This window comes from Vallitaleaceae bacterium 9-2, from assembly GCA_038396585.1.
Lineage (GTDB): Bacteria > Bacillota > Clostridia > Lachnospirales > Vallitaleaceae > UBA1351.
In genome coordinates, this window is the sequence record CP121691.1 from 2,149,583 (window position 1) to 2,173,151 (window position 23,569).

Below are 23,569 nucleotides of genomic sequence, written 5' to 3' on the forward strand. Positions count from 1 at the left end.
ATCCTCCTTAAGTTTTATTTGGCAACAAGTTCACATGCACGCATATAGATAGCACACTCGACTCTTTTTTTTTCTAAATCGCATCCCATTTCATAAGCTTCTGTAATAGAACCTTGGAAATTATATGCATTGGCACTACATCCACCACTGCAATAAAATTTTGCCCAACAGGATTGACACGCTTTTTTGGAATAGACATTACACCCTTTGAATTCTTGTTGCATTGAAAGGTTCTCGACACCTGTGTCTAGATCACCCATTTTAAACTGTTCCATTCCAACAAACTGATGGCATGGATATAGGTCCCCTTGTGGTGTAACTGCCATATATTCAAACCCTGCACCACATCCGGTTAACCGTTTTGCAACGCATGGTCCACCTGTTAAATCAATCATGAAATGGAAAAAGTTGAAGGTTGTTCCTTGTTCCTTATATTCCATCATCTTCTGTGCCAGATGTTCATATTCTTTCAATAGTTGCGGGATATCTTCTTTTTGAATTGCATAGGCTTCATCTAAAGGTGCCACTACCGGCTCGACTGAAATCTGATCAAATCCTTCTCTTGCCATATGAAGAACATCTTCTGCAAAGTCCAAGTTGTGGTGAGTAAATGTTCCTCGAATATAATAACTTTTATCACCACGTTGCTTAATCAATTCTTTGAACTTTGGCATAATCAAATCATAACTTCCTTTTTTATTGGAAGCCGGTCGCATGTAGTCATGGACTTCTTTTCGTCCGTCACAACTTAAGACAACATTATACATATGCTCATTGATAAAATCCATTTTATCTTGATCTAATAACACACCATTGGTTGTAATGGTAAAACGGAATTTTTTATTGTGCTCTGCTTCTAATCCTTTTGCATAAAAAACCGTTTCTTTAACAACATCAAAATTCATTAAAGGTTCACCGCCAAAAAAATCCACTTCAAGATTTTTCCGTTGACCTGAATGCTTAATGAGAAAATCTATAGATTTCTTTGCTATATCTAGGGGCATAATCGAGCGGTCTCCATGGTATTCGCCTTCTTCAGCAAAACAATATTGACATGCAAGATTACAATCATGCGCCACATGCAAACACAGCGCCTTAACAACGGTCTCTCTCTGACCAAATGACTCTACAACCTGTGCATATTCATCTTCAGTAAAGAGCACTTTTTGTTCAACAAGCGTTTGGATTTCATTTTTTACTTCGATTAGATCGGCTTCAGGATATTTAGTTTTTAACTGTTCAATCACTTCGTCTTCCGAATATTTTTGGTTCAATAATTCGATAAATTCATAGGAACATTCATCAAATAAATGAATCGCGCCACTATTGACGTCAATAACGAGATTCATTCCATTCATTTTATATTGATGTATCACGATATACTTCCTTTCAATCATTGAATAATTCGATAATCATTTAATAAGCAGCGACTGTACGTCACTGCTTATCTACTTACCTATTTTCATTTTCGCAGCTTTGGTTACCTACAGTACATGACGTCTTACAAGCTGACTGACATGATGTTTGGCATTCTCCACAACCACCGTGCTTAACCGTATTTTGTAACACTGCACTGTTTAAAGTTTTGATATGCTTCATTTTACACAGCCTCCTTTTTCTTAACCTTAACTATTATATCATAGTTCCTGTATATTTAAAATCTTATTTTATAGAAATTATCACCAAAGTATGCTATCATGAAGTCCTAAACGCTTTAATTTGCCACATATAAAGGAGTTATTATGATTGATTTACATACCCATACAACAGCTTCAGATGGAACGTATTCACCACAGCAACTCATTGATTATGCTATCGCAAAAAAATTAAAAGCTCTTGCAATAACAGACCACGATACAATTGACGGATTATTAGAAGCACAAGCCTATATGTCTGAAAAAGGAATCTCCAAAGACACCCTCGAACTCATTAATGGCATTGAACTTTCCACGACCATGGATCGATATGATTTTGACATCCATATTGTCGGTTTATTCATAAATATTAAACATCAAAGTTTTATTCATGGATTAAAGCGCATTTATGATGACCGTGAACGTCGCAATGAAAAAATGATAGCTTCACTCCAAGCCCACGACTATGACATTACTTCTGCCAAGCTTAAAGCCCACGCAAAAGACAGCGTCATCACTCGCTCACATTTCGCAAGTTATCTCGTCCAAAAAGGTTATTTTGAAAAAACCAAGGACGTCTTTCATACGCTTATTGGAAACGGAAAAAAATTCTACGTCCCTCGAGAAGATGTCTCTAGCCAGTCCGCCATTGAACTCATAAAAAAAAGCGGGGGTATACCCGTCTTGGCACACCCCACTCTTTATCCGCTAGACAGCAACGGCCTATATTCACTTGTTGATCAATTAAAAAGTTATGGTCTAGAAGCAATTGAGACGTATTATTCTCTTTATAGCTCTCAGGAGACACGCGCTATGCTTCATATTGCCAAACGGTTTTCTCTGTTACGCTCCGGAGGTTCTGACTTTCATGGAGCCAATAAACCCGGTAATGATCTAGGAACCGGTTTTGGTCATCTATGTGTTCCTGATGAACTGCTCATTGCTATGCATCAACACCTCTAGTCATCATGATGCAAGATACGCTTAGCCATTGGCGCACGTAATCGATGCGGCTGTGGAAATGCAGAACCAATAAGCGGTCTTGCATATCGAAAGAATGCATCTGTGACATTATTGCCTGCGGCATTAATAAACTCATCCGGCATATATTTTGTCTTGCCGGCAACAGCTTCTAGGGGATACAGATGATAATTAATGCTATAATCTCCTGTTCTTTCTAAAACAATGGAGCCATCGACATTATCCCAAATGGCGAACTGGGCTGCCTTTTCTCCAACTTCACGTGCTTCATGAGAATCCACATCCGATATAGCTCCGATGAAGTTTCTTTGGGTATATCCCAAAGTATCTGAGCGTACACGTGTGTAATTAAGACGTGTTTTAATCAGATCAGACAACATATCTCCTAATTGCCCCGATCCTGATAATTGAACATTGCCGTGTGCATCTTTTTCAATACTATCTGTTAATGATAGCATAATTGGTTTGCCACTCTTATCTTTGATTCCCTCAGAAACTGCAATAACACAGCGTCCATATTTTTCGTAGACATTTTTGACGTCAATAAGAAACTGCTCAACATCAAATGCACGCTCCGGAAGATAAATTAAATGCGGTCCATCATCCGGATATTTTTTTGCCAAGGATGAAGCCGCCGTCAAAAAGCCTGCATGCCTTCCCATGACCACTCCAATATAAACTCCTTGAAGTGCACGATTATCAAGATTAATGCCGATAAATGCTTCTGCAACATATCTCGCAGCGGAACCATATCCCGGCGTATGGTCATTAAGGACCAAATCATTATCAATTGTTTTTGGAATATGAATAGCACGAAATTCATATTCTGATTGTTTTGCATTTTCATTGACAATCCGTACTGTATCCGCAGAGTCATTTCCTCCGATATAGAAAAAGTAGCGGACATCATGTGCTTTTAAAACTTTAAAGATTTCTTTACAATAGGCTTCATCCGGCTTAATTCGAGTCGATAACAATGCCGACGCAGGTGTAATTCCAACTTGTTCTAAGTTATGTGTCGTTTCTCTAGTCAGGTCCATAAAGCGTTCATTAATAATGCCTTCCACACCATTGATTGCCCCATATACTTTAGTAATTTGTGGAAACTTGCGTGATTCAAGGACTGCACCAACTAAGCTTTGATTAATAACAGCTGTCGGCCCTCCCCCTTGAGCAATAAGCACTTTACCTCTTAGTTCCATTGAATCAGCTCCTTGTATAGTATTTGTACTCATATTTTACCACATATATATGCTTTCGTGCATAAAAGCATATAAAAAAAGCGAATTCATTTGATTATCAAATCCATTCGCTTTTTTTATACTACCTATGCAATTAAGAAAATGTACATATCATTACTTATCGTCTGATTTTTTGTCATCTGACTTTGATTCTTCTGTTACTTCTTTTGCAATACTCATGTCTGGTTCTGTTACAGAAACAATCGCTGATTTTTGAACTGGAACTCGAACAGATTTATTCGTTCCAAATTCAACAACAACAACATTGTTAATAACATCCACTACTTTTCCAAACAACCCACCTGAGGTTAACACTGAATTTCCTACTTCAATTGAATTTTGCATTGCATCAATTTGTTTTTGTTTTTTACGCTGTGGTCGAATAATGAAAAACCAGAAAATAGCAAAAATGGCCCCATAAATTAATAACAATGATGTAAGTCCACCTGCTGGCGCTCCAGCTCCTGCTTCTAATAATACTAATATTTGATTCATATAATCCTCCTTGTATTTTCATCAGAAATTACTTCTGACTATTTTTAAATCCTTCAATTTTTTTGCGTTTGTATTCTGAAAAACGTCCTTGGTCAATCGCTTCGCGAATCTCTTCCATCATTGTATTATAAAAATACAAGTTATGTAACACAGCCAGACGCATACCTAACATTTCCTTCGCCTTTAAAAGATGTCGAATATATGCGCGTGAATATCTTTGACATGCCGGACATCCACAGTTTTCATCAATCGGTCGATCATCGTCTTGATATTTAGAATTCAATAAGTTCATCTTACCATGGTCTGTATAGACATGTCCATGGCGACCATTTCTCGAAGGATATACGCAGTCAAAAAAGTCAACACCGCGCTCAACCCCTTCTAATATATTTTCCGGAGTACCTACCCCCATTAAATATGTTGGCTTGTTTTGCGGCAAATACGGCACTGTTTCTTCAAGAATACGATACATCTCACTATGAGATTCTCCAACGGCTAATCCGCCAAGAGCATAACCATCTAGATCTAGTTCTGATATGACCTTTGCATGTTCGATACGAATATCTTCAAACGTTCCGCCTTGATTGATACCAAAAAGCATTTGTTTTGGATTGATTGTACGTTCTTGCTGGTTTAATTTGGTCATCTCTGACTTACAACGTTCTAGCCAACGTGTTGTCCGATCTACTGAGTCTTGCATATACTCCCTTGTTGCAGGATGCGGTGGACATTCATCAAATGCCATAGCAATAGTCGAGGCAAGATTTGACTGTATCTGCATACTTTCTTCGGGTCCCATAAAAATCTTGCGACCGTCAATATGTGATGCAAAATATACGCCTTCTTCTTTGATTTTACGTAGCTTAGCCAAACTAAATACTTGGAACCCACCTGAATCTGTTAGTATCGGTTTGTCCCACACCATAAACTTATGCAATCCCCCAAGCTTATGAATAAGCTCATCTCCGGGACGCACATGCAAATGATATGTATTGGATAATTCAACTTGGCATTTTATGTCTTCCAAATCTTTTGTTGATACGGCACCTTTAATGGCCGCTGCAGTTCCAACATTCATAAAAACAGGCGTCTCAATCGTTCCATGCACTGTGTGAAAACGTCCACGTTTTGCTCGCCCATCTACTTTTAACAATTCATACATAATTTCACCTATCTATTTTGATTTCGCATCAAGTTTTCGTCGCTTAATGCCTATTCTCTTCTATTAGTATACACGTTTTTGTTCAAAAAACTAGTAAAACTTTATTAAAATCTGATATAATCGAAAAAAATTTAAAATTTGACAAACTTGCTTTATCACTTTAAATCAATTATAATTGTAGATACTTTCGCAAACATGAGCATAGAAAGGATGATATTATGGCTGGATCCATATTTGGAAAAATATTTACAATAACAACATGGGGAGAATCCCATGGTCCTGGAGTTGGTGTCGTCATTGATGGATGCCCTGCAGGATTAAAACTTCTTGAAAGGGATATACAACTGGATTTGAACAAACGTCGTCCAGGACAATCTCCCTATTGCACGCCTCGTGATGAGGCCGACAAAGTTAAAATTCTTTCCGGAGTTTTTGAAGAAACAACGACAGGAACTCCGATTTCACTTTTAGTTTACAACAAAGACCATCGTTCACGCGATTATACTGAAATCATGGACGTCTATCGTCCAGGACACGCTGACATGGCTTACGATGCGAAGTATGGTTTTAGAGATTATCGCGGAGGCGGGCGCTCCTCAGGTCGTGAGACAATTGCCCGAGTCGCTGCCGGTGCTATTGCCAAAAAAATCTTAAAGGAACTTGGTGTTGATATTGTCACTTATGCAAAGTCTATCGGACATTTAACCATGAATGATAGCCATTTTGACCCTTCCATTATTTTTGATAACCCCTTCCGATTTGCTGACGAAGCACTTATCGAACCTTGTGAAAAATACATGGATGATCTTATAAAAGAAGGTAATTCGGCTGGCGGTGTAATCGAATGTCGTATTAATGGACTTCCTGCTGGTATCGGACAGCCTGTTTTTGATAAACTTGATGGTCTTATCGCCCATACAATTATGTCAATCGGTGCAATCAAAGGAGTTGAAATCGGAGCTGGTTTTAATGCAGCAACAATGACAGGTTTTGAAAACAACGACTTCTATAAAGACGATGACGGACATGTAAACAAAGCCACTAACCATGCCGGCGGAATGACTGGCGGTATTTCAGATGGTAGCGAAATCACTGTCCGTGCGGCCGTCAAACCGACTCCAAGTATTCACTTAGAACAAAAAGCCACGAATCGTCGTGGCGAGCTTATTGACCTGGTCATTGGCGGGCGTCATGACCCTGTTATCGTTCCACGTGCGGTCATTGTTGTTGAAAATATGATTGCAGTTACTTTACTCGATCTTCTTCTGCAACAGACAACAACCCAAATGGACTACATCAAAGCAATCTTTAATAAAGAGCAATAAGTAAAAGGTTATGTCACGATCTTGTGACATAACCTTTTATTTCGAGTATAAGCACCCATACTCCACCAAGAAAAATAAACCAATCTGCAATATTGTAGTATAGATTCTTAGTCCATTTAATTGCAAAAAAATCTGTCACTTTTCCTTCGTGGACGCGATCAATAAAATTACCGATTGCCCCACCTAAAATACATGAAAGCCCAAATACCATTCCACGATCTTTTTTTATAAAAACATAAATCAACCACACAATAAAAACAAAAAAAACTGCCATTCCTTGAATCAACGCTAATAACACCGGACGGTCTTTTAAAAGACCTCGAAATGCCCCTTTGTTATAAACCAGCTTCAAAGTCATTCCATTTTTTTTATATGTATTGGAAGCCAACTTTTTTCTGGCATAATATTTGGTCATTTGGTCTATTGCAATAATGATGATAATAAAAACAAATGAAGCTAGCATGTGTACCCCTTTCTATTCCACTGGGTAATCTAATGTTGATACCTCACTAAGATTTTTTATCAGTTCCTTTATGATATGCGGGTTACCTGCCACAACTGCATAGCGTTCTCGAAGAGGTTTTGACAAGCAGACTCCACCGGCTTCTTGAACAATGAGTTGCGCCGCTATAAAATCCCACGGGCTTAGATTCATTTCAAAATATCCTTCTGCCCGACCACTTGCGACAAAGGCCAAATCAATGCAAGCAGAACCTGTACGTCGTATTCCTGCAACGATTGGCATGATTTTTGCAAAATACTTTTCGTTATTATCAGGACTTGTTTTTTTATCATATGGGAATCCTGTTGCAATAATTGAAGCATCCATTACCCCATGGCTACTTACATGAATCGGCTCGCTATTAAGATATGCACCTTCACCTTGAATTGCCCAAAAATAGTCATCCATATAAGGTACATATACACTGCCAAAAATTGTTTTTTGATTATATTGTAATCCAATAGCAATCGAAAATAATGGATATCCATGGGCATAATTGGTCGTCCCATCAACTGGATCTATCACCCACAAAAATTCACTGTCATGATTGGCTGTGGTCATACCACTTTCTTCACCTAATATAGCATGCTCAGGAAAATGGGTTTCAATATAATGAATAATCCTTCGTTCGGATTCTTTATCTACTTCAGTCACCAAGTCGACTGCAGACGTTTTTTTATCAATTTCCAAATCTTGCCTTCCTAGATTTTCCAGTTGATATTGTCCAACTTCTTTCACCAAATCATGTATGTGATTTTTTATTTTATACAATTCTTCAAGATTCATATGTATTTCCTTTCATTTTAATGTATTTGACACTTTGGATTCTTCTGATAAAATTATAATACCATATACTTAACACAAAGACTAGGAGGTTTATTATGTCATTATTATTAGGTTCACATGTTTCTATAGCCAAGGGGCTTCTTGGCGCCGCACAAGAAGCACATAGCTATGGTTCGGATACATTTATGGTATATACCGGCGCACCTCAAAACACACGCAGAAAAGAACTGCAAGACATGAAAATTGAAGAGGGCAAAGCCTTTATGCGCGAACATCAACTTATAGGTCCGATTGTTCATGCACCATATATTATTAATTTAGCTTCTCATAAAGACTCAATTTACACTTTAGCCAAAGATTTTCTTCGCCAAGAACTTATACGTAGCGAAGCTTTTGGCGCTAAGTATATTGTGCTGCATCCAGGCTCTTTTACAGAAACCAATCTTGACTATGGAACACAACAAATTATCGATGGTCTTAACGAAGTCCTTACTGGCGATGAAGGTCCCATGATTTGCCTTGAAACCATGGCTGGAAAAGGCTCAGAAATAGGCCGTACCTTTGAAGAACTGGCAAATATTATCGCCGGAGTGACCCATGACCAGCGACTAGGCATTTGCCTTGATACATGTCACATTCATGATGCTGGATATGACATCATCCATGATCTTGATGGGGTCCTTGATACTTTTGATGCTATTCTCGGATTAGATCGCTTAAAAGTTTTACATATCAATGGCTCACTTAATCCCAGAGGAGCGCATAAAGACCGTCACGCTAATTTAGGCGCTGATGCAACCAATCCAAAAGGTCAGGACCACATTGGTTTTAACACTTTGTATAATGTTGTTCATCACCCTCGCCTTGCAGGACGTCCTATGATTTTAGAAACTCCATGGCTAGATAAAAAAACAAATCTTTACAAAGAAGAAATCGAGAGACTACGTAAGTAGTCTCTCGATGTTAACACACAAAATACGTCTTATAATCCACAGATTTTTTTAGAACATCTGCTAAGGAAGCTTTTGCCATGCCAATCCCCTTATCGGACAAACTATAATATGTCCATTTGCCTTCTTTTCTTGAATTTACAAGTGTACTTTCAAGGAGAATTTTCATATGGTGGGATAATGTAGACTGTGCAATTTTAACTTCTTCCAATAAAGTACAGGCACATTTTTCACCTTCTTGAAGTGATGTTAGTATGTGCAATCTATTTTCATCAGACAGGGCTTTAAACACCGCTGCCGTTTGTTTGTAATTATTCATGTCAACTCCTTATTCATTCCTTGCTCTTATTCTTAGGTTAACACATTCTTCACTCATCCTCGATGAGGGCACCCCGGCCAACAGCAGGGACGTTTTTTACCTTGGACAATATCATATGCCATACGTTCAAGATGCTTCTTGCGCGTCTCGTCTTTTTTCACACTAATAACCCAACAAATCCATTCATTGCGGGCTAAGGGTGTCAAAGCATTCCATTTTTCAAGTAATTGTTCATTACCTTTTAATTGGGCTTGCATATCATTGGGTATCTCGTGCACCACACCGGTCGCTATCTCTTTATCCATCAATAACTCCTTTCATTTAACTATTAAAAGAGTGACATCTGTTCTACATGCTGTTCTGGAAATGTATTCAAATATGCAAAAATTTGTTGTGGGCGATATAAAATATTATGCTCTTGACATGTTTTTTTATAATATTGCATCAGCGCCTTATGATTCTCACTTCTAAGTTCATAGGCATAACCATATCTTGCATGATACCTCTTTTGCATTCCCGAAAAAAAACGATTCAGGGCATCATAAAAATATTCTCGGTCGCCTTCTCTTAATGTAACGCCCATGCCAAAATTCATAATCCCTTTGACCTTTGCTTTTATACAATACTCTAAAATTCCTTCAAGATTTTCACGTGTATCATTGATAAAGGGTAATATTGGTGTTAGCCATACAACTGTTGGAATATTATGCTCTTTAAAAATTTGAAGTGCTTCATAGCGCTCTTTTGTTGTTGAGACATTAGGTTCAACAATTTTACATAAGTCTTCATCATATGTCGTAAGTGTCATCTGTACGACACACTTAGACTTTTTATTTATCCGCTCTAAAAGATCAAGATCGCGTAAAATTCGCGTGGACTTTGTCTGTATTGCAAGACCATATCCATATTTTTCTATAATTTTTAAACATTGGCGTGTTAATTGCAATTTGTCTTCACAATGCATATATGGATCACTCATTGCTCCTGTTGCAATCATACATTTATTACGTTTTGACCGAAGCCGTTGTTCAAGTAAAATAGGTGCATTTTGTTTGACTTGAACATCTTCAAAATCATGTGTAAATTGATAGCACTTACTTCGACTGTCGCAATAAATGCAACCATGAGTGCATCCTCTATAGATATTCATCCCATTTTTCGCCGACAAAATGCTTTTTGCATCAACAAAATGCATCTATTGCCTCCTTCTTCTCAGCTTTTCTTATCGCGTTCCAATCTTATCGATGACTTTATGTGCAGAGCCTGATATTTCTTCTGTATTGGCTGTAATCTCTTCTATTGAGGCTGATATGTTATCGATTGAACCATTCATTTCATAAAGCCGCTCATCAATCCGTTTGGCAATCTTTACAATTGATGAGATTGCATCTAACATGGCAAACTGTTCGTCTTGAGTACTCTCTGCGATTTCTTTTGACTTTTCCGCTAATTTTTTTACTTCTTCTGCAACGACTGAGAACCCTCTTCCATGTTCTCCCGCACGTGCAGATTCAATAGCCGCGTTAAGCGCCAAAAGATTTGTTTGATTTGCAATGGCTACGATTTGGGTACTTGCCTCTGAAAAACGTCGTATTTTATCTTCCATATCCATCACACGGTCATTTAAATTTTTATTAATACTATCAATTTCATAACTTTGTTCACTAATTTTTGATACCCCTGTCGCATTGACTTCATTGCCTTGAGTCAAGGTATCAATTGAATTTAATATAACTTTAATCTCTTTGCCGATTTCATCAGCTTCCCTTAATCGTTGTTCTGAAATACGTGTCATCTCTTCAACTAATTCCAATTGATCTTGTTTGGCTTCAATCATCTCTTTTTCAATCTCAACGGTTTTTTTATTGAAATCGATACAGTTGCTTGCTACATTAAGTTGATTGTATATTGCCGTTACCATTTTTTCGCATGAATTATAGCCGCAAGCTGCACAATTAATCTTTTGACTCTCTACATCGTGTTTATTCATCTGACCATAAATCTCTTGCTTTGTCTTGGTATCTGCTGTCGGTAACGCTAGAGACAGCCCTTCACTTGTATATGTTCTTCTAAAAGAGTTAACATCAAATAGTTTGTCAAATATCTTATGCATGGAACGAATTTTCTTGCGTTTTATTATTCCTATCTTTTCTATGTGTTTTTCTTTTTTTCTCTTGTTGAATGTCCGATCCACTTCATCAAGTGACATCGTTCTTTCAAGAGCATTTTGCTGCGTTCCGGTTCCAAAGTTACATCCATAACTACAGTTTAACACATCTAATAAAAGCGGCAATTCATTGCCCTGATTTAGACATTGCGCATATTCTTTTAAGTAATCATATACATGATGCGGTCCTTCAATTTGGCGAATCCAAGCATCTGAATTAAAATACTCCACATTTTCTTTTAATCCGCCAGGTCGGCTAAATAACACCCCTAATCCAGCCTGTATATCGTCAAATTCTGTTTCGTCATATGCTTGGTAATCTACATCTTGTTGTTCAAGATATTCAAGGAGCTTCTTATATGTGATGTTATATTCAATATATTGATGTGTGTTTTTATCAGCAATCTCATCCCCTTTGCCTATACACGGTGACAAAAAACCGATCTTATCCGTGATATGCTTATATTCTCGCATGTAGATTGCACTACACATCATCGGACTTTGAATGGGGGAGAGCTTGTCAATTAACTTTGGTTGATATTTTTCGATAAATGTTACAATCGAAGGACAAGGTTGCGCAATCATGCTTTGTATTTTTTCATCTTTTATCACTTTTAAATATGCCCATACAGTTATATCTGCTCCAAAAGACACATCATAGATGAAGTTCACGCCTATGCTTCGCAAATACCCAAATAATTTTTTATATTCTAAAATATTAACGATAATCGCCGGTGCTGCTAATATCGAGATTGGTTCTCCGTTTTTCAAGTCTTCAAAAAATCGTTCTGTATCATCTGTAAACCTTCGTGCATCATGTTCACACACTCGAATACATTCTCCACAATGAATACAGCGATTCGCATCAATTTTAACCCGATTATCTCCCTCAAGAAGATATGCAATATTTGCTCCTGGAATTGGACAATTCCCAATACATTGATTACACCCAACACATTTTTCTTCATCTAAATACAATCTGTCACTCACCATCTCTTGCCTCCATAAAGTTGTTGTTTTTTATAGGATATAACACTTTTTTCCAAAAAGCAAGTGACGGCTTTGTTCTATTTTCACATATTTAATGCGTATCCCTTTCTATTTTTGCTACAGATATGCCATCGTCTTGAAAGTGCTTCTAACTCTGAAGCTAATTTTTTCTACATACAAGTTCCCCTTTCCCAATGGGAACTACTAATGCATCAACTCTCGAATCATTCAATGCTCTTTTTATCATAGGCTCTAATGTCTCATAATGATTAATTGCATTATCCGCTATTAATATCCCTCCTGGCACCAAACGGGGTATAATCTGTTCATAGCATTGTGCATATACTTCTTTTTCAGCATCTAAAAAAGCAAAAGCAATATTATTCATCTGTTCTAGATATTCCAAGGCATCTGCTTGTACCAGTTCAACAAAATCCTCAATTTGCGCTTCGCAAAACGTCTCTTTTGCCATCTTTGCTTTATCTTGAAGGATTTCAAATGTTGTTAAACGAACATTACGCTCCATACACGCCAAGACTATCCACATGGATGAATAACCCGCACTTGTTCCGACTTCAACAAATCGTCCCTTGGGGCAATTGGCTGCCATCATAGCAATAAATTTTCCTGTCTCCGGCGGGATTTGACGGAGACGCTCCATTCTCGAAGTTCCATCTTTCCTATCTTGCTCATCAATTTTTTCCAAATATTCCATTCTGTTTTTCATAGCATCTGATACTTTTTCAAACATTGGGGTCTCCTCCATTTTCTGTCTATATCCTTGTATCAATTAGGTATCAAAGTATCTTTTTTCATTTGATATCGGTCAATCCTTTGGGATTTAGCTCCTTGATCATATACAATATTAAAGCAGTTTTCTTCTGCATCAAAGAAAATATATCCATCAAAAACGTCATTCAACTGAGCTTTAAACCACTCGTTATCTCTAGGCTTATACACTGTAACTTGGCCATCATACTGGGAAATCCATTCTAGAACATGGTCATTATCAATGTCTGCAATTTGTATTGGCAACGCTTTATCTATATGCACTCTAAGATTATCGTCTTCAAGGGTCACATAGTACTCAATTGGATATATTGCTCCAAGCGCACCGAATATCCTAATATATTCATTCCCTTCGACATTTATTGAATCGATTGCAATCATATCCAATTGATACGCAATCTCTCCAATTTCATGTATCTGTCCTGCAAGCTGTACACCAATATAATAATTATCCGTATCTTTATGGTAAACATAAAAAATATATTTTTGAAAAGTGAGTTCCTGCTCTATAGCTATCATATCTTTGTCAATAATTATCGGTTCAGTTTCTTCAACTGGTTGAAAACTTAACGCTATATTCGTTGGTTGTTTATACAACGTACATCCGGACACTGTGATACATATTATACACCAAATTAAAAACCGCATGCTTTATTTATCTCCTATGGTCATCATCATCCACTTCTCAATGGTTTCAAATCCAACTTTATGATAGATTCTGCCCGCAGCAGGATTGTCATAAAACAGACACAGTGTTTTACCTTCTGACATTACCTCCATACATAACTTTATCAAACATTTGTGCATAAAACCTTTTCCTCTATAGTCTTTTCGCGTAGCAACACCAACGACCATAGCTGATTGTGAATTTTCCGCGGTGGTTTGGGCAATAGCAACCATTTCTCCATTAACATCTTCCATATAAAAAACACGTCCAGTTTTAGTTTGTAGTGTATGTTCAATTCGCTCAATTGAATTAGTAACTCGATTAAATTCTTCAATTGTTTCAATGAGCTCATATATCCTTTTAGCATCCTTTTTGTCGGCTTTTTTCACCTGTGTCATGGATTCATCGTGTAATAGTTTGTCTTGATGTGTCAGCTCGCAAAAAAATGTGGATTGTGTTTTATGTTCAGGGAGTATCTTATCAAATCGGTCAAGTATGCTTTCTTTTCCTGAGACGATCTTCGTTCCTTCAGTGCGCAAAATAATTTCCACGAAATCCGTAATGTCTATGTCCTCTTTCTTGAAATACGGAATATAGCTTTCATGAAATTTTAGCAATACTCCTTCTATCTGGTTATCTTGTGTAAATTGTCCCCAGAGTGTCTGAAACTCTTCTTCAAAGCCAAATGCCTCAATGTCACCAATAATGAACAAATTAATGGAGGCTTCCTCACGCAAAAAATCCAAAACCCTCTGCCGATCTTTTTCTTCTAATCTTCGAACCATGTGCTCTCTCCATTCGAGTATGATTTTTTATATATTATACACTATTTCAATGCTGAATGCACATATGACTTAACCATTGTTTTTCCCCTTTTTCACTATCCAAAAACCACAAAACAAAAGCGTCATTAAGTGAATCCCAAGGCCGACAAGATATCCCGGCATGAGAAGAAGCTTTAATAAAACCGACTCCTGATTCATCAATAAAAATCCTTGAGTAACTCCATTTAAAAGATAATCATAGGATTCTTTCCCCAACCTCCAATTTTTATTTGGTGAAAGAAACGTGTTTAATACTACAAATTTTTCTATCTTTTCTTCAAAAGTATATGACACTCCCCATTGATTCTGTTCTCGCCTAAGAATGACAGGCTCTTTTTTTCGTTCATATTGGCGCAATTGTCTCGCCACAGTATTCTCAACAAAAAGATGATCTAATGTTATAAAGGTATTATAATTATAGACCTCAAAACCCTCTATCTTTAGTATAGAAAATTGCTTGCGATCACCATTTCCTAAAAATTGAATAATCATCTGTGTCGCTCCTTTTGGAACTTTGACCAACTGTTCATAATGATTCCATTGAGATTTATACTGCTCTTCCACTTCATTTATATATATATCTCCTTTGAAATTATTCGCATCATCAAGAAAAAGAACTTTTGCATGTCGATTTTGTAGATACTCCGATTTGGCATCATAGCGAATCAAAAACTCCTCCTCAAAGTATACATCTATTTTTTGTGTTCCATAACTATACCAATCTGTAGAACAGGTTGGATCCATAGTAATCGTTAGCATATCATTTTTAATCTCTTCCCGCATCATATCCGGTGTAATACGTTCGCATGATCCCACTTCATTACTTTTAGTATCCTCTATCGGAAATTGAATAATACTTGGATCAAATGGCTTTATATGCTCTAATCCACTTTGATTTTGGGTCTGGGAATACAGCTCTATCAAAAATGTATATTTTCCAGGTTCTAATCCAACACTATATTCTACATTCTCTTTATACCGATACGGTGTTTTTAGATCAATAAATGAATATGCATAAGATGGAACATTCGTTGTATAATCAATAATCAATTCTTGCTCGTCATAGCGTATACGTTCTCCCAGGTCCCATATAACCAAAGGTTGTTCTTCTTTATAAATAGTCATCCGCCCATATCCGAGTTCCTCATCAACATATAAGACCCTTGGATTAAACGTATAGATATCTGAAACAAGCACATCAAATTCTCCTTTGATTGTTCCCTGCGCTAATGCAACACCTTTACCTAAGCTCAATGGAGGATATATGCGTTCAGATTGTATGTTACCTTCATACGCCAAATCAATTGTTGGTTCAAACGACATTACAATACCAGCTTTTTTAAGATTTTTAGTCACCTGATTAATAGCATCTGTATAGGCATTTTGCGGCAAAATAACAATAGAATTCACACTATTAAACCCATCTTGAGCTGTTAGTTGTACTGGATATTGCCCTTCTTCAAGGTTTATCTGTCCTAAGTGATGCCATCCAAATGCATTTTTTTTTGCATCATAGGTTTCTATCTGAAAAACTTTCTCATCAACTAAAAGGCTCAACTTTCCTCCTTTTGAAGAGTTAAAGGTACGAATAAAAACCTCATGTGTCCCCGCTGTATTCGCTTCATAGCTACCTTCAATGGTATTATCTTGCACATATTGCGACAAATCATAAATATTAATATCATGAATCCACCAATAACTTTTGTATTGTGGGTTTTGAAACGATAGTAAATCCAGACGCATATACGCTGTCTCTGAAGGGGATATGACCTCTCCAACAAATTGGATTGTATCAAAGTGACTTTCCTCTGTTGCCGCCACAATATAGGAAACACCAATTTCCTCACTATCCTCGTTATAAAAACGTACTTTAAGATGTAACCTATCGACATCTCTTCCTGAAATCATTAATTCAAAATAATAAGGTGTCTTTCCATGAGCTTCTAAAACACCGCTTTTTGCCACCTGCCATATATCTTTGGGATCTCCTTTAATCAATTCCCCATGAAGCGTTTGAAACTCCTTAATATCACTATATGGATTGCTATTAATCTCAAACATATCTGGGTTATCGGAAACAAATAGATTCTCTGTTCGAAGCATTGTGTCAAAATCCATAATGCGTTTTCCCTTAACCGTATCACGAAGATAAGGTTCTATATTTAGATGACTGGATGCAAATGTAACTGCTACCCCTTTGCCCCGATCAAAATCAAAATGCCGGTCTTTGATATCTTGGGATTCAAGATACCAGTCCCAATCCACACTAGACAAAAAGGTCTTACTCCACCCTAAGAAGACATTGCCTTGATTTGTCCATTGGAACGGATAAAGGTAATAATGTTCAGGCAACATAGAAAAAACAATGTCATACGTATCTCTCGCTTCAACAATGTTGTTAATACCACTTGGATTAAATTCTATGGTATCAATTGATGCGTCAGCACTTTGTTTTTGATTTAAATAAATAATGGGATACACTAAGGGATTATAAAGCCCCACTTGATTATAAATTGCCGTGCGTTCCAATCCATATGGCGTTTGAATCATTGTATCAATCGTAGAGAATTCTTGATCTCGATTCTTTCTATCAATACCATTATCAAATACAGTAAATACAGCATTATTAAATTGCGGCTGCAATTCATCATCCATGTGCAAGATTTCTAAGTTGAAATCCTGTCGATTACTCTGTTGCAAATATTCATCATGATATATAATTTGATCGCCGCCAAAAGCTTCCAAAAAGCGACTAATTGTATTTGTTCTTCCTTGATCAAGAAGGTATTGAATGTAATTAAAATAATATGAAATTACCGGATCATTACCTTCATGTTGAAAAAGTGTAGGTATGGGCGAATTATAGATATGGATATCTCCTGTCGCTTTTGATAAAGCATGTTCACTATATGGATTAACATTCCAGTATGGCGTTGCTACTCGAGAATACGGTTGAATCATTTCCTCTGCCACGGGAAGATAAATACCATAATGCGCATTGTCTTGTTCATAATACTCTGTCAATTCTCTATAACTTTGCGGTTCTTCAATCGGTGCGTAAAAATGGTCAAAATATATACTTTTCATCGGCATTAGATAGCCCATTAAGCATAGCGTAGCAACACCAATAATTGTATAAATATACACCTGTCTATATCTTTGTAGTCTGTCTGATATCTTTAAGAACCACTCTAAGCCAAAAACAAAAAACACACCAAAAAAAATCGCCAGTAAAGCAACCAGTTTGTTAGGATCCCGAAACATATTTCCAATAATCGGAAAGTTAACCATCAGCAGAAAAAACTTTGCAATTAAAGGATAATAGACTCCCGTAGCAAAAATAGCTAGAAAAATAGATAATATCCCCATGAAAAGTAATATATGATGCCTAAACGCATGAAATATCACACCTAAAAATGATGTTAGGAGAATCATTCCTCCTCCAATATAAAATCCTAACGGTAGTTGACGCATGTCAATCATTGGCCACCAATAACTTATAAGATATACTACCTCTTTAAAAGAACTATGTCGACTGAAAGCGACATAAGTATCAATTACATTTATATTGTTTTGGCTAGCTTGAACATCAAATAATATGCTTCCAATATAAATAAAGAGCCAGTAAAATGAAAAACAAACTAGCAATGTTCCAAGAATCACAGTCTTTTTAAAAAGATTTAACCACATAGCACGTTTATTATCCATAGCCATGTGCCTATATTTTATCCAGTATTTCAACACGAGTAATACAAGCAAAGCAGACAACAAGAAAACCGTGTAAAAAAAATAATGAATTGCCGCTGAAGCAATTGTAATTATATAAGCTAATAAAATAATATCACGTACATTTTCATAGTATAATTTATTCCTTAAAGGCGAATAGTCTACAATGGCCGCTGCTTGAAACTTATGATCAAATACTTTTAAAAATAATAATAAGATTAATGGAAAAAGGCTATATCCGACTAAGAGGTATATGTGTTGAATCCGAAAAATCACCCACGGATTTAATGCATAATATAAACTTCCAAAAATAATAACAAAAATACGACTCATATTAAAATTCTGACCTATATATACCCCAACAAGCCGTTTGCAAAAAAGATAAAAACTCAAGCCTGCTCCTACAAGATTTTGTACAACAAAACTTTTTAAAAACAAGTCGCCATTGTCTCCAGCAACTTTCGCTAACAAATAGGACGGAAGTAAAACAAGCAATCTTGGAATATTTAGCATAGACGTAGTATTCCACTTTGTATTCCATATTCCAAAAATCTCATCTAGATAAGTTGAAGAATGAAAAGGAAAATCAATATCCGAAAATACGATTTGACCTGGACGCAACAAAACTTCCACATAATACATAATAAAGCCAACCATAACGACCATGGCAAAAAAATCAAATCGATATTGATATATAAGTTCTGAATGTCGTTTTTTCAATGTTTTCTTCATCCGTTCCTCCCATGGATTATATACTACTTGTTTATTTCTATGTCCATCTTTTGCATGTCTATCAGCTTAAATCCCATTAAGAGAATAGACACACTGACAAAAAAAGTGATTAAAAGCGTTCGAAAATAATAATTTCGAATTCCTTCAATATATTTTTGATCCGACATCTCAAGCATCAAATATGCTTCGCCATAATTTGTTTTTACATGTGTAAAACTATAAAAAATGCCGTCTTTATATATAGTATCCTCATGTCCATTAAGCATCACTGTCTTAATCTCATTAATGCCGTCATCTCGCAGCGTCATGTTTCCGGCAATGTTGGTTCCATAATCATCATAGATTAGCACTTGTATTTTACTTGATCGATCATCACCAATAAAAAGCTGGTCAAACGCATTTTGCAACTCATCCGTGTTAATAGATTCTAATTTAAGACGATAAATCTCTCGGCTAAATTCAATTTCTTGTATAATATTGACTTTTAGCTGTTTTTGGATAAATGGAATATTCATAAAGAAAAATAATCCCGTAGTTAAAAGCATAACGCCAATTAATGCCCCAAAAATGTATCTGCTCTTAATATAATTCATAGCAGCTCCTTTATTTAAAAACATATATTTTTTGCGTTGGTGATAATGCATACTCTTGTTCAAGGCTTAGAAATTCTAAAGGTTTGGGCTCATATAGCGTATTAAGTAGATAGCTACTATATAATTCTGGGTGTAGGTGAACAATTTTATCCTCTACCGTTATTAAAAAAACATGTCCCCGCTTTAGCAAAAACTCACAAAAAGCATTCATACTAAGTGTATGCATATCATTAATCAATTTGGAGTATGCAATAGCATCTCGCAATATTTTTTTTGCATCTTCATCAACTTTCCAAGGTTTAGTAATATATCTAAAAATTTTGCCATGGTTGATAGCAGATAATAGTGTTGGAATTTGTGAAAAACCTGATAGTATAATGCGTACAATGTGTGGATGACTCTCTCGCACATGATCTAGAAGTTCCAATCCACTCATTTCAGGCATAAGAACATCCGTAACTAGGACATCAATTTTTTCCTTTTCAATAATTTCTAATGCTTCTTTTCCACTCTTGGCAAATAATACTTTATAGGGCTCTTCCTTTAACATACGTTGAATTAAAAATAAAATTTCATCTTGATCATCGACAAATAGTACTGTGCTTTCTGACATTTTTTACCTCCTATTGTTTTTCTACAAAGATAACTTTGACATTCAATAGATAATCTCCAAATTTTTCAAAAAGTTGCTTTAGCTGTTTTGTATCACTTACTTTTGATGCATGTTCAATATGCATGCCAATAGATGTTATCTCCTCGAATCCATACCCACTTCCAACACCTTTTAACGCATGTCCGATAAATTGAATTTTTTCCATATCATTAAGTTCAAATGCTACTTCTAAATCCCTCAAATCTTTTTGTCGATTCTTCATAAATTCTGACACCAGTTCTTCTAAGTCGTAATCCACATATGCTTCGTATTGCATTATCTTTCATCCCCTTCTATAAACTGCGCTATCGTTTGTTTTAACCTGTTTTTATCAATCGGCTTCGTCATGTGTTCATCACATCCGGCTTCAAAACTTTTTTTTACTTCCTGTTCATATGCATATGCTGACAAGGCTATAATTGGCGTCCGCTTTAGACCTTTTTCAAACTCATGGGATCGGATTTTTTTAGTCGCTTCATATCCATCCATAACTGGCATCTGAATATCCATGAGAATTAGATCGTATGATTGTTGCGTATAGCTGGTAACGGCTTCCTGTCCATTTGTTGCCTCATCTATATATACATTGATTTTTTTTAAAAAAGCTTTAACTAATGTTCGGTTATCTGCAAAGTCATCTACAAGGAGTATTCGCTTTTTGTCTTGCCCATGGGATCTTGGTTGATCTATAGTTTCTTGTTTCTTTTGAGAAGCTCCTTTTCTTATATCTATAGTTTTCACAGGCATTTTGTGACCAATGGACATATGAATTTTGTATTTCAAAACTTCTGCTGCAATAGGTTTTTCCAACACATAGTTCACTTTTTCGATGGGATATTTTACATGGTTGCCTCGTCCATTATCTGAAGATAATATAATCATCGGGAGCTGCTCTTTTGGATAGATTGTACGAATCCTATTCATTACCTCAAACCCTTGCAAGCCTTCCATAATATCATCACAAATAACAATATTAAAAGGCTCCTCCTTAGCCCGCTCTTCATCAATAATCCTTAATGCTTGCTCACCATCTTGTGCCTCCATCACTTGAACGTCATATTTACTTAGCATTTGCTTAATAATTAAGCGATTTTCATAGCGATCATCAACAACGAGCGCTTTAATATCCTTAAACTCCATCTGTTTTCTTGACTTCATTGCTTCTCCGCTTCCAATAGGAACAGGAATATGAAAACAAATCCTCGTCCCTTCCCCTATTATGCTTGTTGCCTCAATATGACCTCCCATTAGTTCCACCAGTTGCTTAGATATCGTCAATCCAAGTCCTGTGCCTCCATATTTTTTTGTTGTTGAATGATCTACTTGAGTAAAGCTTTCAAAAATCATATGCAACTTGTCTCTTGATATGCCAATACCTGTATCTTGTACTTCAACCTCAAGTTCCACATATCTATTCTCTAGTATCTTAGCATCAACAGATATACGAACGGCTCCCTTTTCTGTAAACTTTAGCGCATTTCCAATTAAATTAATAAGTATTTGACGTAGTCGACTTTCATCTGCAATAATAAACCTAGGAACGCTATCTTTAATTATATATTCCAGTTTTAATTGTTTTTTGTTCATCTGCGCCTGAAAAAAACTCTGCACTTCACGAATAAAATAATGAAAATCAAACTCTTTGGGAAGCAACTCGATTTGCTGGGCCTCTATCTTTGACAAATCCAAAATACTATTAATTAGTTCAATCAAATTTTTTCCTGAACGATTAAAAATATCCACATATTTCTTTTGTTCCTCTGTCAATTCTGTATCAAGTAGTAATTCTGACATTCCTAAAATGATGTTCATCGGTGTACGAATCTCATGACTCATGTTTGCCAAAAATTCTGATTTGGCTTGGGTGGCTTTTTTTGCCTGCTCATGTGCTCGCAAAGTTTGCTCATGATCTTGAAAGCTCTTAATTGCAGACCCAATTCCTGATGCTGTTGATTTGAGAATGAGCATGTCACCTTCAGACCACATCCTGCCTGTTGTACAGTCATCAAATCCTATCATTCCCCACAATTTGTTTTCAACATAAATTGGAACGACAAGTAATGATAAAATATCCTGTGCAATTAAAATCTCTTGTTCATCTACCGGAAAGTCTTCAACTAGTCCTGCAATCACTTCATTATTCTCAAAGGCATGAATCCATCTTGAAAATCCAGCCTCTGCATAAGAAAGCCCTTGTAAATCCGGGCTGTTAATTTGAGGTTCGACCCCCGCACTAACCCACTCATAGATTTGATCACACAAAATATCTAGGCTTGATGACTCAATGCGATTTTTAAAAATATATACACGGTCAACACTTGTCGCCTTTCCAAGGATTTCTAACGCACTATTAATTGCTTTGTGCTGTTCCATATGAATTAGAATAAGATTATTCACCTGTGCAACTGCTCGTAATAAGCGTTCTTTATTGCGCAAATCCTCTTCCATCGACTTTCGCTGTGTTACATCACTAATTAATCCAACAAAATAATCTAACTCTCCTTGAGTGTTAAAGATAGGGCTCAATGAAAAATCATTCCAGAACTTCTCCCCATTTTTTTTATAATTTATAAGTTCAACATTGAGTTTTCTTTTTTCATTGATGGCTTGACGTATTTTTTTTACCACTATATAATCTGTTTCCTCTCCCTGTAAAAACCGGCAATTTTTTCCGATAACATCCGCTTCAGTATATCCTGTGATTTGTGTAAAAGCTTGGTTAACATAGATTACCTTTTCATCTCCAACGCGCATATCACTGATAACAACCCCATTATGCAGATTTTTCATCGCCGCAGTTAGCTGATTGTTTTTTTCTAACATATCTTGTCTGTTTTTTTGCTGTATTTTTAAATGCTCTTCTAATTCACGCGAAGATATGATTCCGTGTTGAACCAAAAGCTCACCCAGCTTATAACTTGGCAGCTGATGGCGCATTTTCTCTTGTTCATCTAAGATACTCTCCAATTCTTGCTCTGAAATTCTCCCTTCATTGACAAGAGATTCTCCAAGTTTAAATTTAGGCATAGTACTC

At 36.4% G+C, this 23,569-nt stretch carries 22 protein-coding genes; 3 read left to right on the forward strand and 19 right to left on the reverse strand.

The features are described 5' to 3' along the window. Nucleotides 1-14: 14 nt before the first annotated feature. Both scfB and scfA read right to left on the reverse strand, forming a co-directional pair. Nucleotides 15-1,376: a thioether cross-link-forming SCIFF peptide maturase gene (scfB, locus tag QBE53_10165; protein ID WZL80170.1), complete on the reverse strand. Its 1,362-nt coding sequence runs from the start codon at nt 1,374-1,376 to the stop codon at nt 15-17. A 76-nt stretch (nt 1,377-1,452) separates the two neighbouring features. Next, the gene (gene scfA / locus QBE53_10170) at nt 1,453-1,599 is read right to left on the reverse strand and encodes a six-cysteine ranthipeptide SCIFF (GenBank protein WZL80171.1); all 147 of its coding nucleotides are present in this window, start codon (nt 1,597-1,599) and stop codon (nt 1,453-1,455) included. A gap of 143 nt (nt 1,600-1,742) precedes the next feature. On the opposite strand from scfA, the gene QBE53_10175 reads away from it, so the two are divergent. Beyond that, nucleotides 1,743-2,597 carry a PHP domain-containing protein gene (locus QBE53_10175; GenBank protein WZL80172.1) on the forward strand — a complete coding sequence of 285 codons (855 nt, stop codon included), beginning with the start codon at nt 1,743-1,745 and terminating at the stop codon, nt 2,595-2,597. Here the strand turns inward: QBE53_10175 and QBE53_10180 are convergent. From QBE53_10180 to tgt, 3 genes are all read right to left on the reverse strand, one after another. Next, nucleotides 2,594-3,817, reverse strand: coding sequence for a 6-phosphofructokinase (locus tag QBE53_10180; GenBank protein WZL80173.1), 1,224 nt, complete (start codon nt 3,815-3,817; stop codon nt 2,594-2,596). The two genes, QBE53_10175 and QBE53_10180, sit on opposite strands and share 4 nt — an antisense overlap. A gap of 153 nt (nt 3,818-3,970) precedes the next feature. Further along, the gene (gene yajC / locus QBE53_10185) at nt 3,971-4,351 is read right to left on the reverse strand and encodes a preprotein translocase subunit YajC (protein WZL80174.1); all 381 of its coding nucleotides are present in this window, start codon (nt 4,349-4,351) and stop codon (nt 3,971-3,973) included. Nucleotides 4,352-4,379: 28 nt separating this feature from the next. Further along, complete coding sequence (gene tgt, locus QBE53_10190) at nt 4,380-5,513, reverse strand: tRNA guanosine(34) transglycosylase Tgt (GenBank protein WZL80175.1); 1,134 nt, start codon at nt 5,511-5,513, stop codon at nt 4,380-4,382. Between the two features lie 218 nt (nt 5,514-5,731). Between tgt and aroC the strand changes: the two genes are divergently transcribed. Further along, a complete protein-coding gene (gene aroC / locus QBE53_10195) occupies nt 5,732-6,838 on the forward strand; it encodes a chorismate synthase (GenBank protein ID WZL80176.1) in 1,107 nt (368 codons plus the stop codon). Between the two features lie 13 nt (nt 6,839-6,851). Here aroC and QBE53_10200 read toward each other — a convergent pair whose 3' ends face one another. Both QBE53_10200 and QBE53_10205 read right to left on the reverse strand, forming a co-directional pair. Next, nucleotides 6,852-7,301, reverse strand: a complete 450-nt coding sequence (locus QBE53_10200) for a signal peptidase II (protein WZL80177.1) — start codon at nt 7,299-7,301, stop codon at nt 6,852-6,854. 12 nt (nt 7,302-7,313) lie between these two features. Further along, complete coding sequence (locus QBE53_10205; protein WZL80178.1) at nt 7,314-8,126, reverse strand: inositol monophosphatase family protein; 813 nt, start codon at nt 8,124-8,126, stop codon at nt 7,314-7,316. 95 nt (nt 8,127-8,221) lie between these two features. Between QBE53_10205 and QBE53_10210 the strand changes: the two genes are divergently transcribed. Next, on the forward strand, nt 8,222-9,079 hold the full coding sequence (locus tag QBE53_10210) for a deoxyribonuclease IV (GenBank protein WZL80179.1): 858 nt from the start codon (nt 8,222-8,224) through the stop codon (nt 9,077-9,079). A 10-nt stretch (nt 9,080-9,089) separates the two neighbouring features. Here QBE53_10210 and QBE53_10215 read toward each other — a convergent pair whose 3' ends face one another. The 12 genes from QBE53_10215 to QBE53_10270 all read right to left on the reverse strand — a co-directional run bounded on the left by QBE53_10215 (nt 9,090) and on the right by QBE53_10270 (nt 23,562). Further along, a complete protein-coding gene (locus QBE53_10215) occupies nt 9,090-9,395 on the reverse strand; it encodes a metalloregulator ArsR/SmtB family transcription factor (GenBank protein WZL80180.1) in 306 nt (101 codons plus the stop codon). Nucleotides 9,396-9,448: 53 nt separating this feature from the next. Continuing rightward, on the reverse strand, nt 9,449-9,700 hold the full coding sequence (locus tag QBE53_10220; protein ID WZL80181.1) for a YdeI/OmpD-associated family protein: 252 nt from the start codon (nt 9,698-9,700) through the stop codon (nt 9,449-9,451). A gap of 23 nt (nt 9,701-9,723) precedes the next feature. Further along, nucleotides 9,724-10,590, reverse strand: coding sequence for a radical SAM protein (locus QBE53_10225; GenBank protein WZL80182.1), 867 nt, complete (start codon nt 10,588-10,590; stop codon nt 9,724-9,726). A gap of 27 nt (nt 10,591-10,617) precedes the next feature. Further along, nucleotides 10,618-12,555 carry a [Fe-Fe] hydrogenase large subunit C-terminal domain-containing protein gene (locus QBE53_10230; GenBank protein WZL80183.1) on the reverse strand — a complete coding sequence of 646 codons (1,938 nt, stop codon included), beginning with the start codon at nt 12,553-12,555 and terminating at the stop codon, nt 10,618-10,620. Between the two features lie 157 nt (nt 12,556-12,712). Continuing rightward, nucleotides 12,713-13,303: an O-methyltransferase gene (locus tag QBE53_10235; protein ID WZL80184.1), complete on the reverse strand. Its 591-nt coding sequence runs from the start codon at nt 13,301-13,303 to the stop codon at nt 12,713-12,715. A 35-nt stretch (nt 13,304-13,338) separates the two neighbouring features. Then, nucleotides 13,339-13,989: a hypothetical protein gene (locus tag QBE53_10240; GenBank protein WZL80185.1), complete on the reverse strand. Its 651-nt coding sequence runs from the start codon at nt 13,987-13,989 to the stop codon at nt 13,339-13,341. Between the two features lie 3 nt (nt 13,990-13,992). Continuing rightward, a complete protein-coding gene (locus QBE53_10245; GenBank protein ID WZL80186.1) occupies nt 13,993-14,793 on the reverse strand; it encodes a GNAT family N-acetyltransferase in 801 nt (266 codons plus the stop codon). A 69-nt stretch (nt 14,794-14,862) separates the two neighbouring features. After that, on the reverse strand, nt 14,863-19,290 hold the full coding sequence (locus QBE53_10250) for a hypothetical protein (protein WZL80187.1): 4,428 nt from the start codon (nt 19,288-19,290) through the stop codon (nt 14,863-14,865). Nucleotides 19,291-19,313: 23 nt separating this feature from the next. Beyond that, nucleotides 19,314-19,883: a hypothetical protein gene (locus QBE53_10255; protein ID WZL80188.1), complete on the reverse strand. Its 570-nt coding sequence runs from the start codon at nt 19,881-19,883 to the stop codon at nt 19,314-19,316. Nucleotides 19,884-19,893: 10 nt separating this feature from the next. Continuing rightward, nucleotides 19,894-20,496: a response regulator gene (locus QBE53_10260; protein ID WZL80189.1), complete on the reverse strand. Its 603-nt coding sequence runs from the start codon at nt 20,494-20,496 to the stop codon at nt 19,894-19,896. A 10-nt stretch (nt 20,497-20,506) separates the two neighbouring features. Then, nucleotides 20,507-20,812 carry an Hpt domain-containing protein gene (locus tag QBE53_10265; GenBank protein WZL80190.1) on the reverse strand — a complete coding sequence of 102 codons (306 nt, stop codon included), beginning with the start codon at nt 20,810-20,812 and terminating at the stop codon, nt 20,507-20,509. After that, nucleotides 20,812-23,562, reverse strand: coding sequence for a response regulator (locus QBE53_10270; GenBank protein ID WZL80191.1), 2,751 nt, complete (start codon nt 23,560-23,562; stop codon nt 20,812-20,814). Before QBE53_10270 ends, QBE53_10265 begins: the two co-directional genes overlap by 1 nt. Nucleotides 23,563-23,569: the final 7 nt, after the last annotated feature.

Excerpts from the sequence above, each read along its gene's own strand:
- scfA (WZL80171.1), bottom strand. The coding sequence starts at position 1,599 with ATGAAGCATATCAAAACTTTAAACAGTGCAGTGTTACAAAATACGGTT.
- QBE53_10175 (WZL80172.1), top strand. The coding sequence starts at position 1,743 with ATGATTGATTTACATACCCATACAACAGCTTCAGATGGAACGTATTCA.
- QBE53_10180 (WZL80173.1), bottom strand. The coding sequence starts at position 3,817 with ATGGAACTAAGAGGTAAAGTGCTTATTGCTCAAGGGGGAGGGCCGACA.
- yajC (WZL80174.1), bottom strand. The coding sequence starts at position 4,351 with ATGAATCAAATATTAGTATTATTAGAAGCAGGAGCTGGAGCGCCAGCA.
- tgt (WZL80175.1), bottom strand. The coding sequence starts at position 5,513 with ATGTATGAATTGTTAAAAGTAGATGGGCGAGCAAAACGTGGACGTTTT.
- aroC (WZL80176.1), top strand. The coding sequence starts at position 5,732 with ATGGCTGGATCCATATTTGGAAAAATATTTACAATAACAACATGGGGA.
- QBE53_10200 (WZL80177.1), bottom strand. The coding sequence starts at position 7,301 with ATGCTAGCTTCATTTGTTTTTATTATCATCATTATTGCAATAGACCAA.
- QBE53_10205 (WZL80178.1), bottom strand. The coding sequence starts at position 8,126 with ATGAATCTTGAAGAATTGTATAAAATAAAAAATCACATACATGATTTG.
- QBE53_10210 (WZL80179.1), top strand. The coding sequence starts at position 8,222 with ATGTCATTATTATTAGGTTCACATGTTTCTATAGCCAAGGGGCTTCTT.
- QBE53_10215 (WZL80180.1), bottom strand. The coding sequence starts at position 9,395 with ATGAATAATTACAAACAAACGGCAGCGGTGTTTAAAGCCCTGTCTGAT.
- QBE53_10220 (WZL80181.1), bottom strand. The coding sequence starts at position 9,700 with ATGGATAAAGAGATAGCGACCGGTGTGGTGCACGAGATACCCAATGAT.
- QBE53_10225 (WZL80182.1), bottom strand. The coding sequence starts at position 10,590 with ATGCATTTTGTTGATGCAAAAAGCATTTTGTCGGCGAAAAATGGGATG.
- QBE53_10230 (WZL80183.1), bottom strand. The coding sequence starts at position 12,555 with ATGGTGAGTGACAGATTGTATTTAGATGAAGAAAAATGTGTTGGGTGT.
- QBE53_10235 (WZL80184.1), bottom strand. The coding sequence starts at position 13,303 with ATGTTTGAAAAAGTATCAGATGCTATGAAAAACAGAATGGAATATTTG.
- QBE53_10240 (WZL80185.1), bottom strand. The coding sequence starts at position 13,989 with ATGCGGTTTTTAATTTGGTGTATAATATGTATCACAGTGTCCGGATGT.
- QBE53_10245 (WZL80186.1), bottom strand. The coding sequence starts at position 14,793 with ATGGTTCGAAGATTAGAAGAAAAAGATCGGCAGAGGGTTTTGGATTTT.
- QBE53_10250 (WZL80187.1), bottom strand. The coding sequence starts at position 19,290 with ATGAAGAAAACATTGAAAAAACGACATTCAGAACTTATATATCAATAT.
- QBE53_10255 (WZL80188.1), bottom strand. The coding sequence starts at position 19,883 with ATGAATTATATTAAGAGCAGATACATTTTTGGGGCATTAATTGGCGTT.
- QBE53_10260 (WZL80189.1), bottom strand. The coding sequence starts at position 20,496 with ATGTCAGAAAGCACAGTACTATTTGTCGATGATCAAGATGAAATTTTA.
- QBE53_10265 (WZL80190.1), bottom strand. The coding sequence starts at position 20,812 with ATGCAATACGAAGCATATGTGGATTACGACTTAGAAGAACTGGTGTCA.
- QBE53_10270 (WZL80191.1), bottom strand. The coding sequence starts at position 23,562 with ATGCCTAAATTTAAACTTGGAGAATCTCTTGTCAATGAAGGGAGAATT.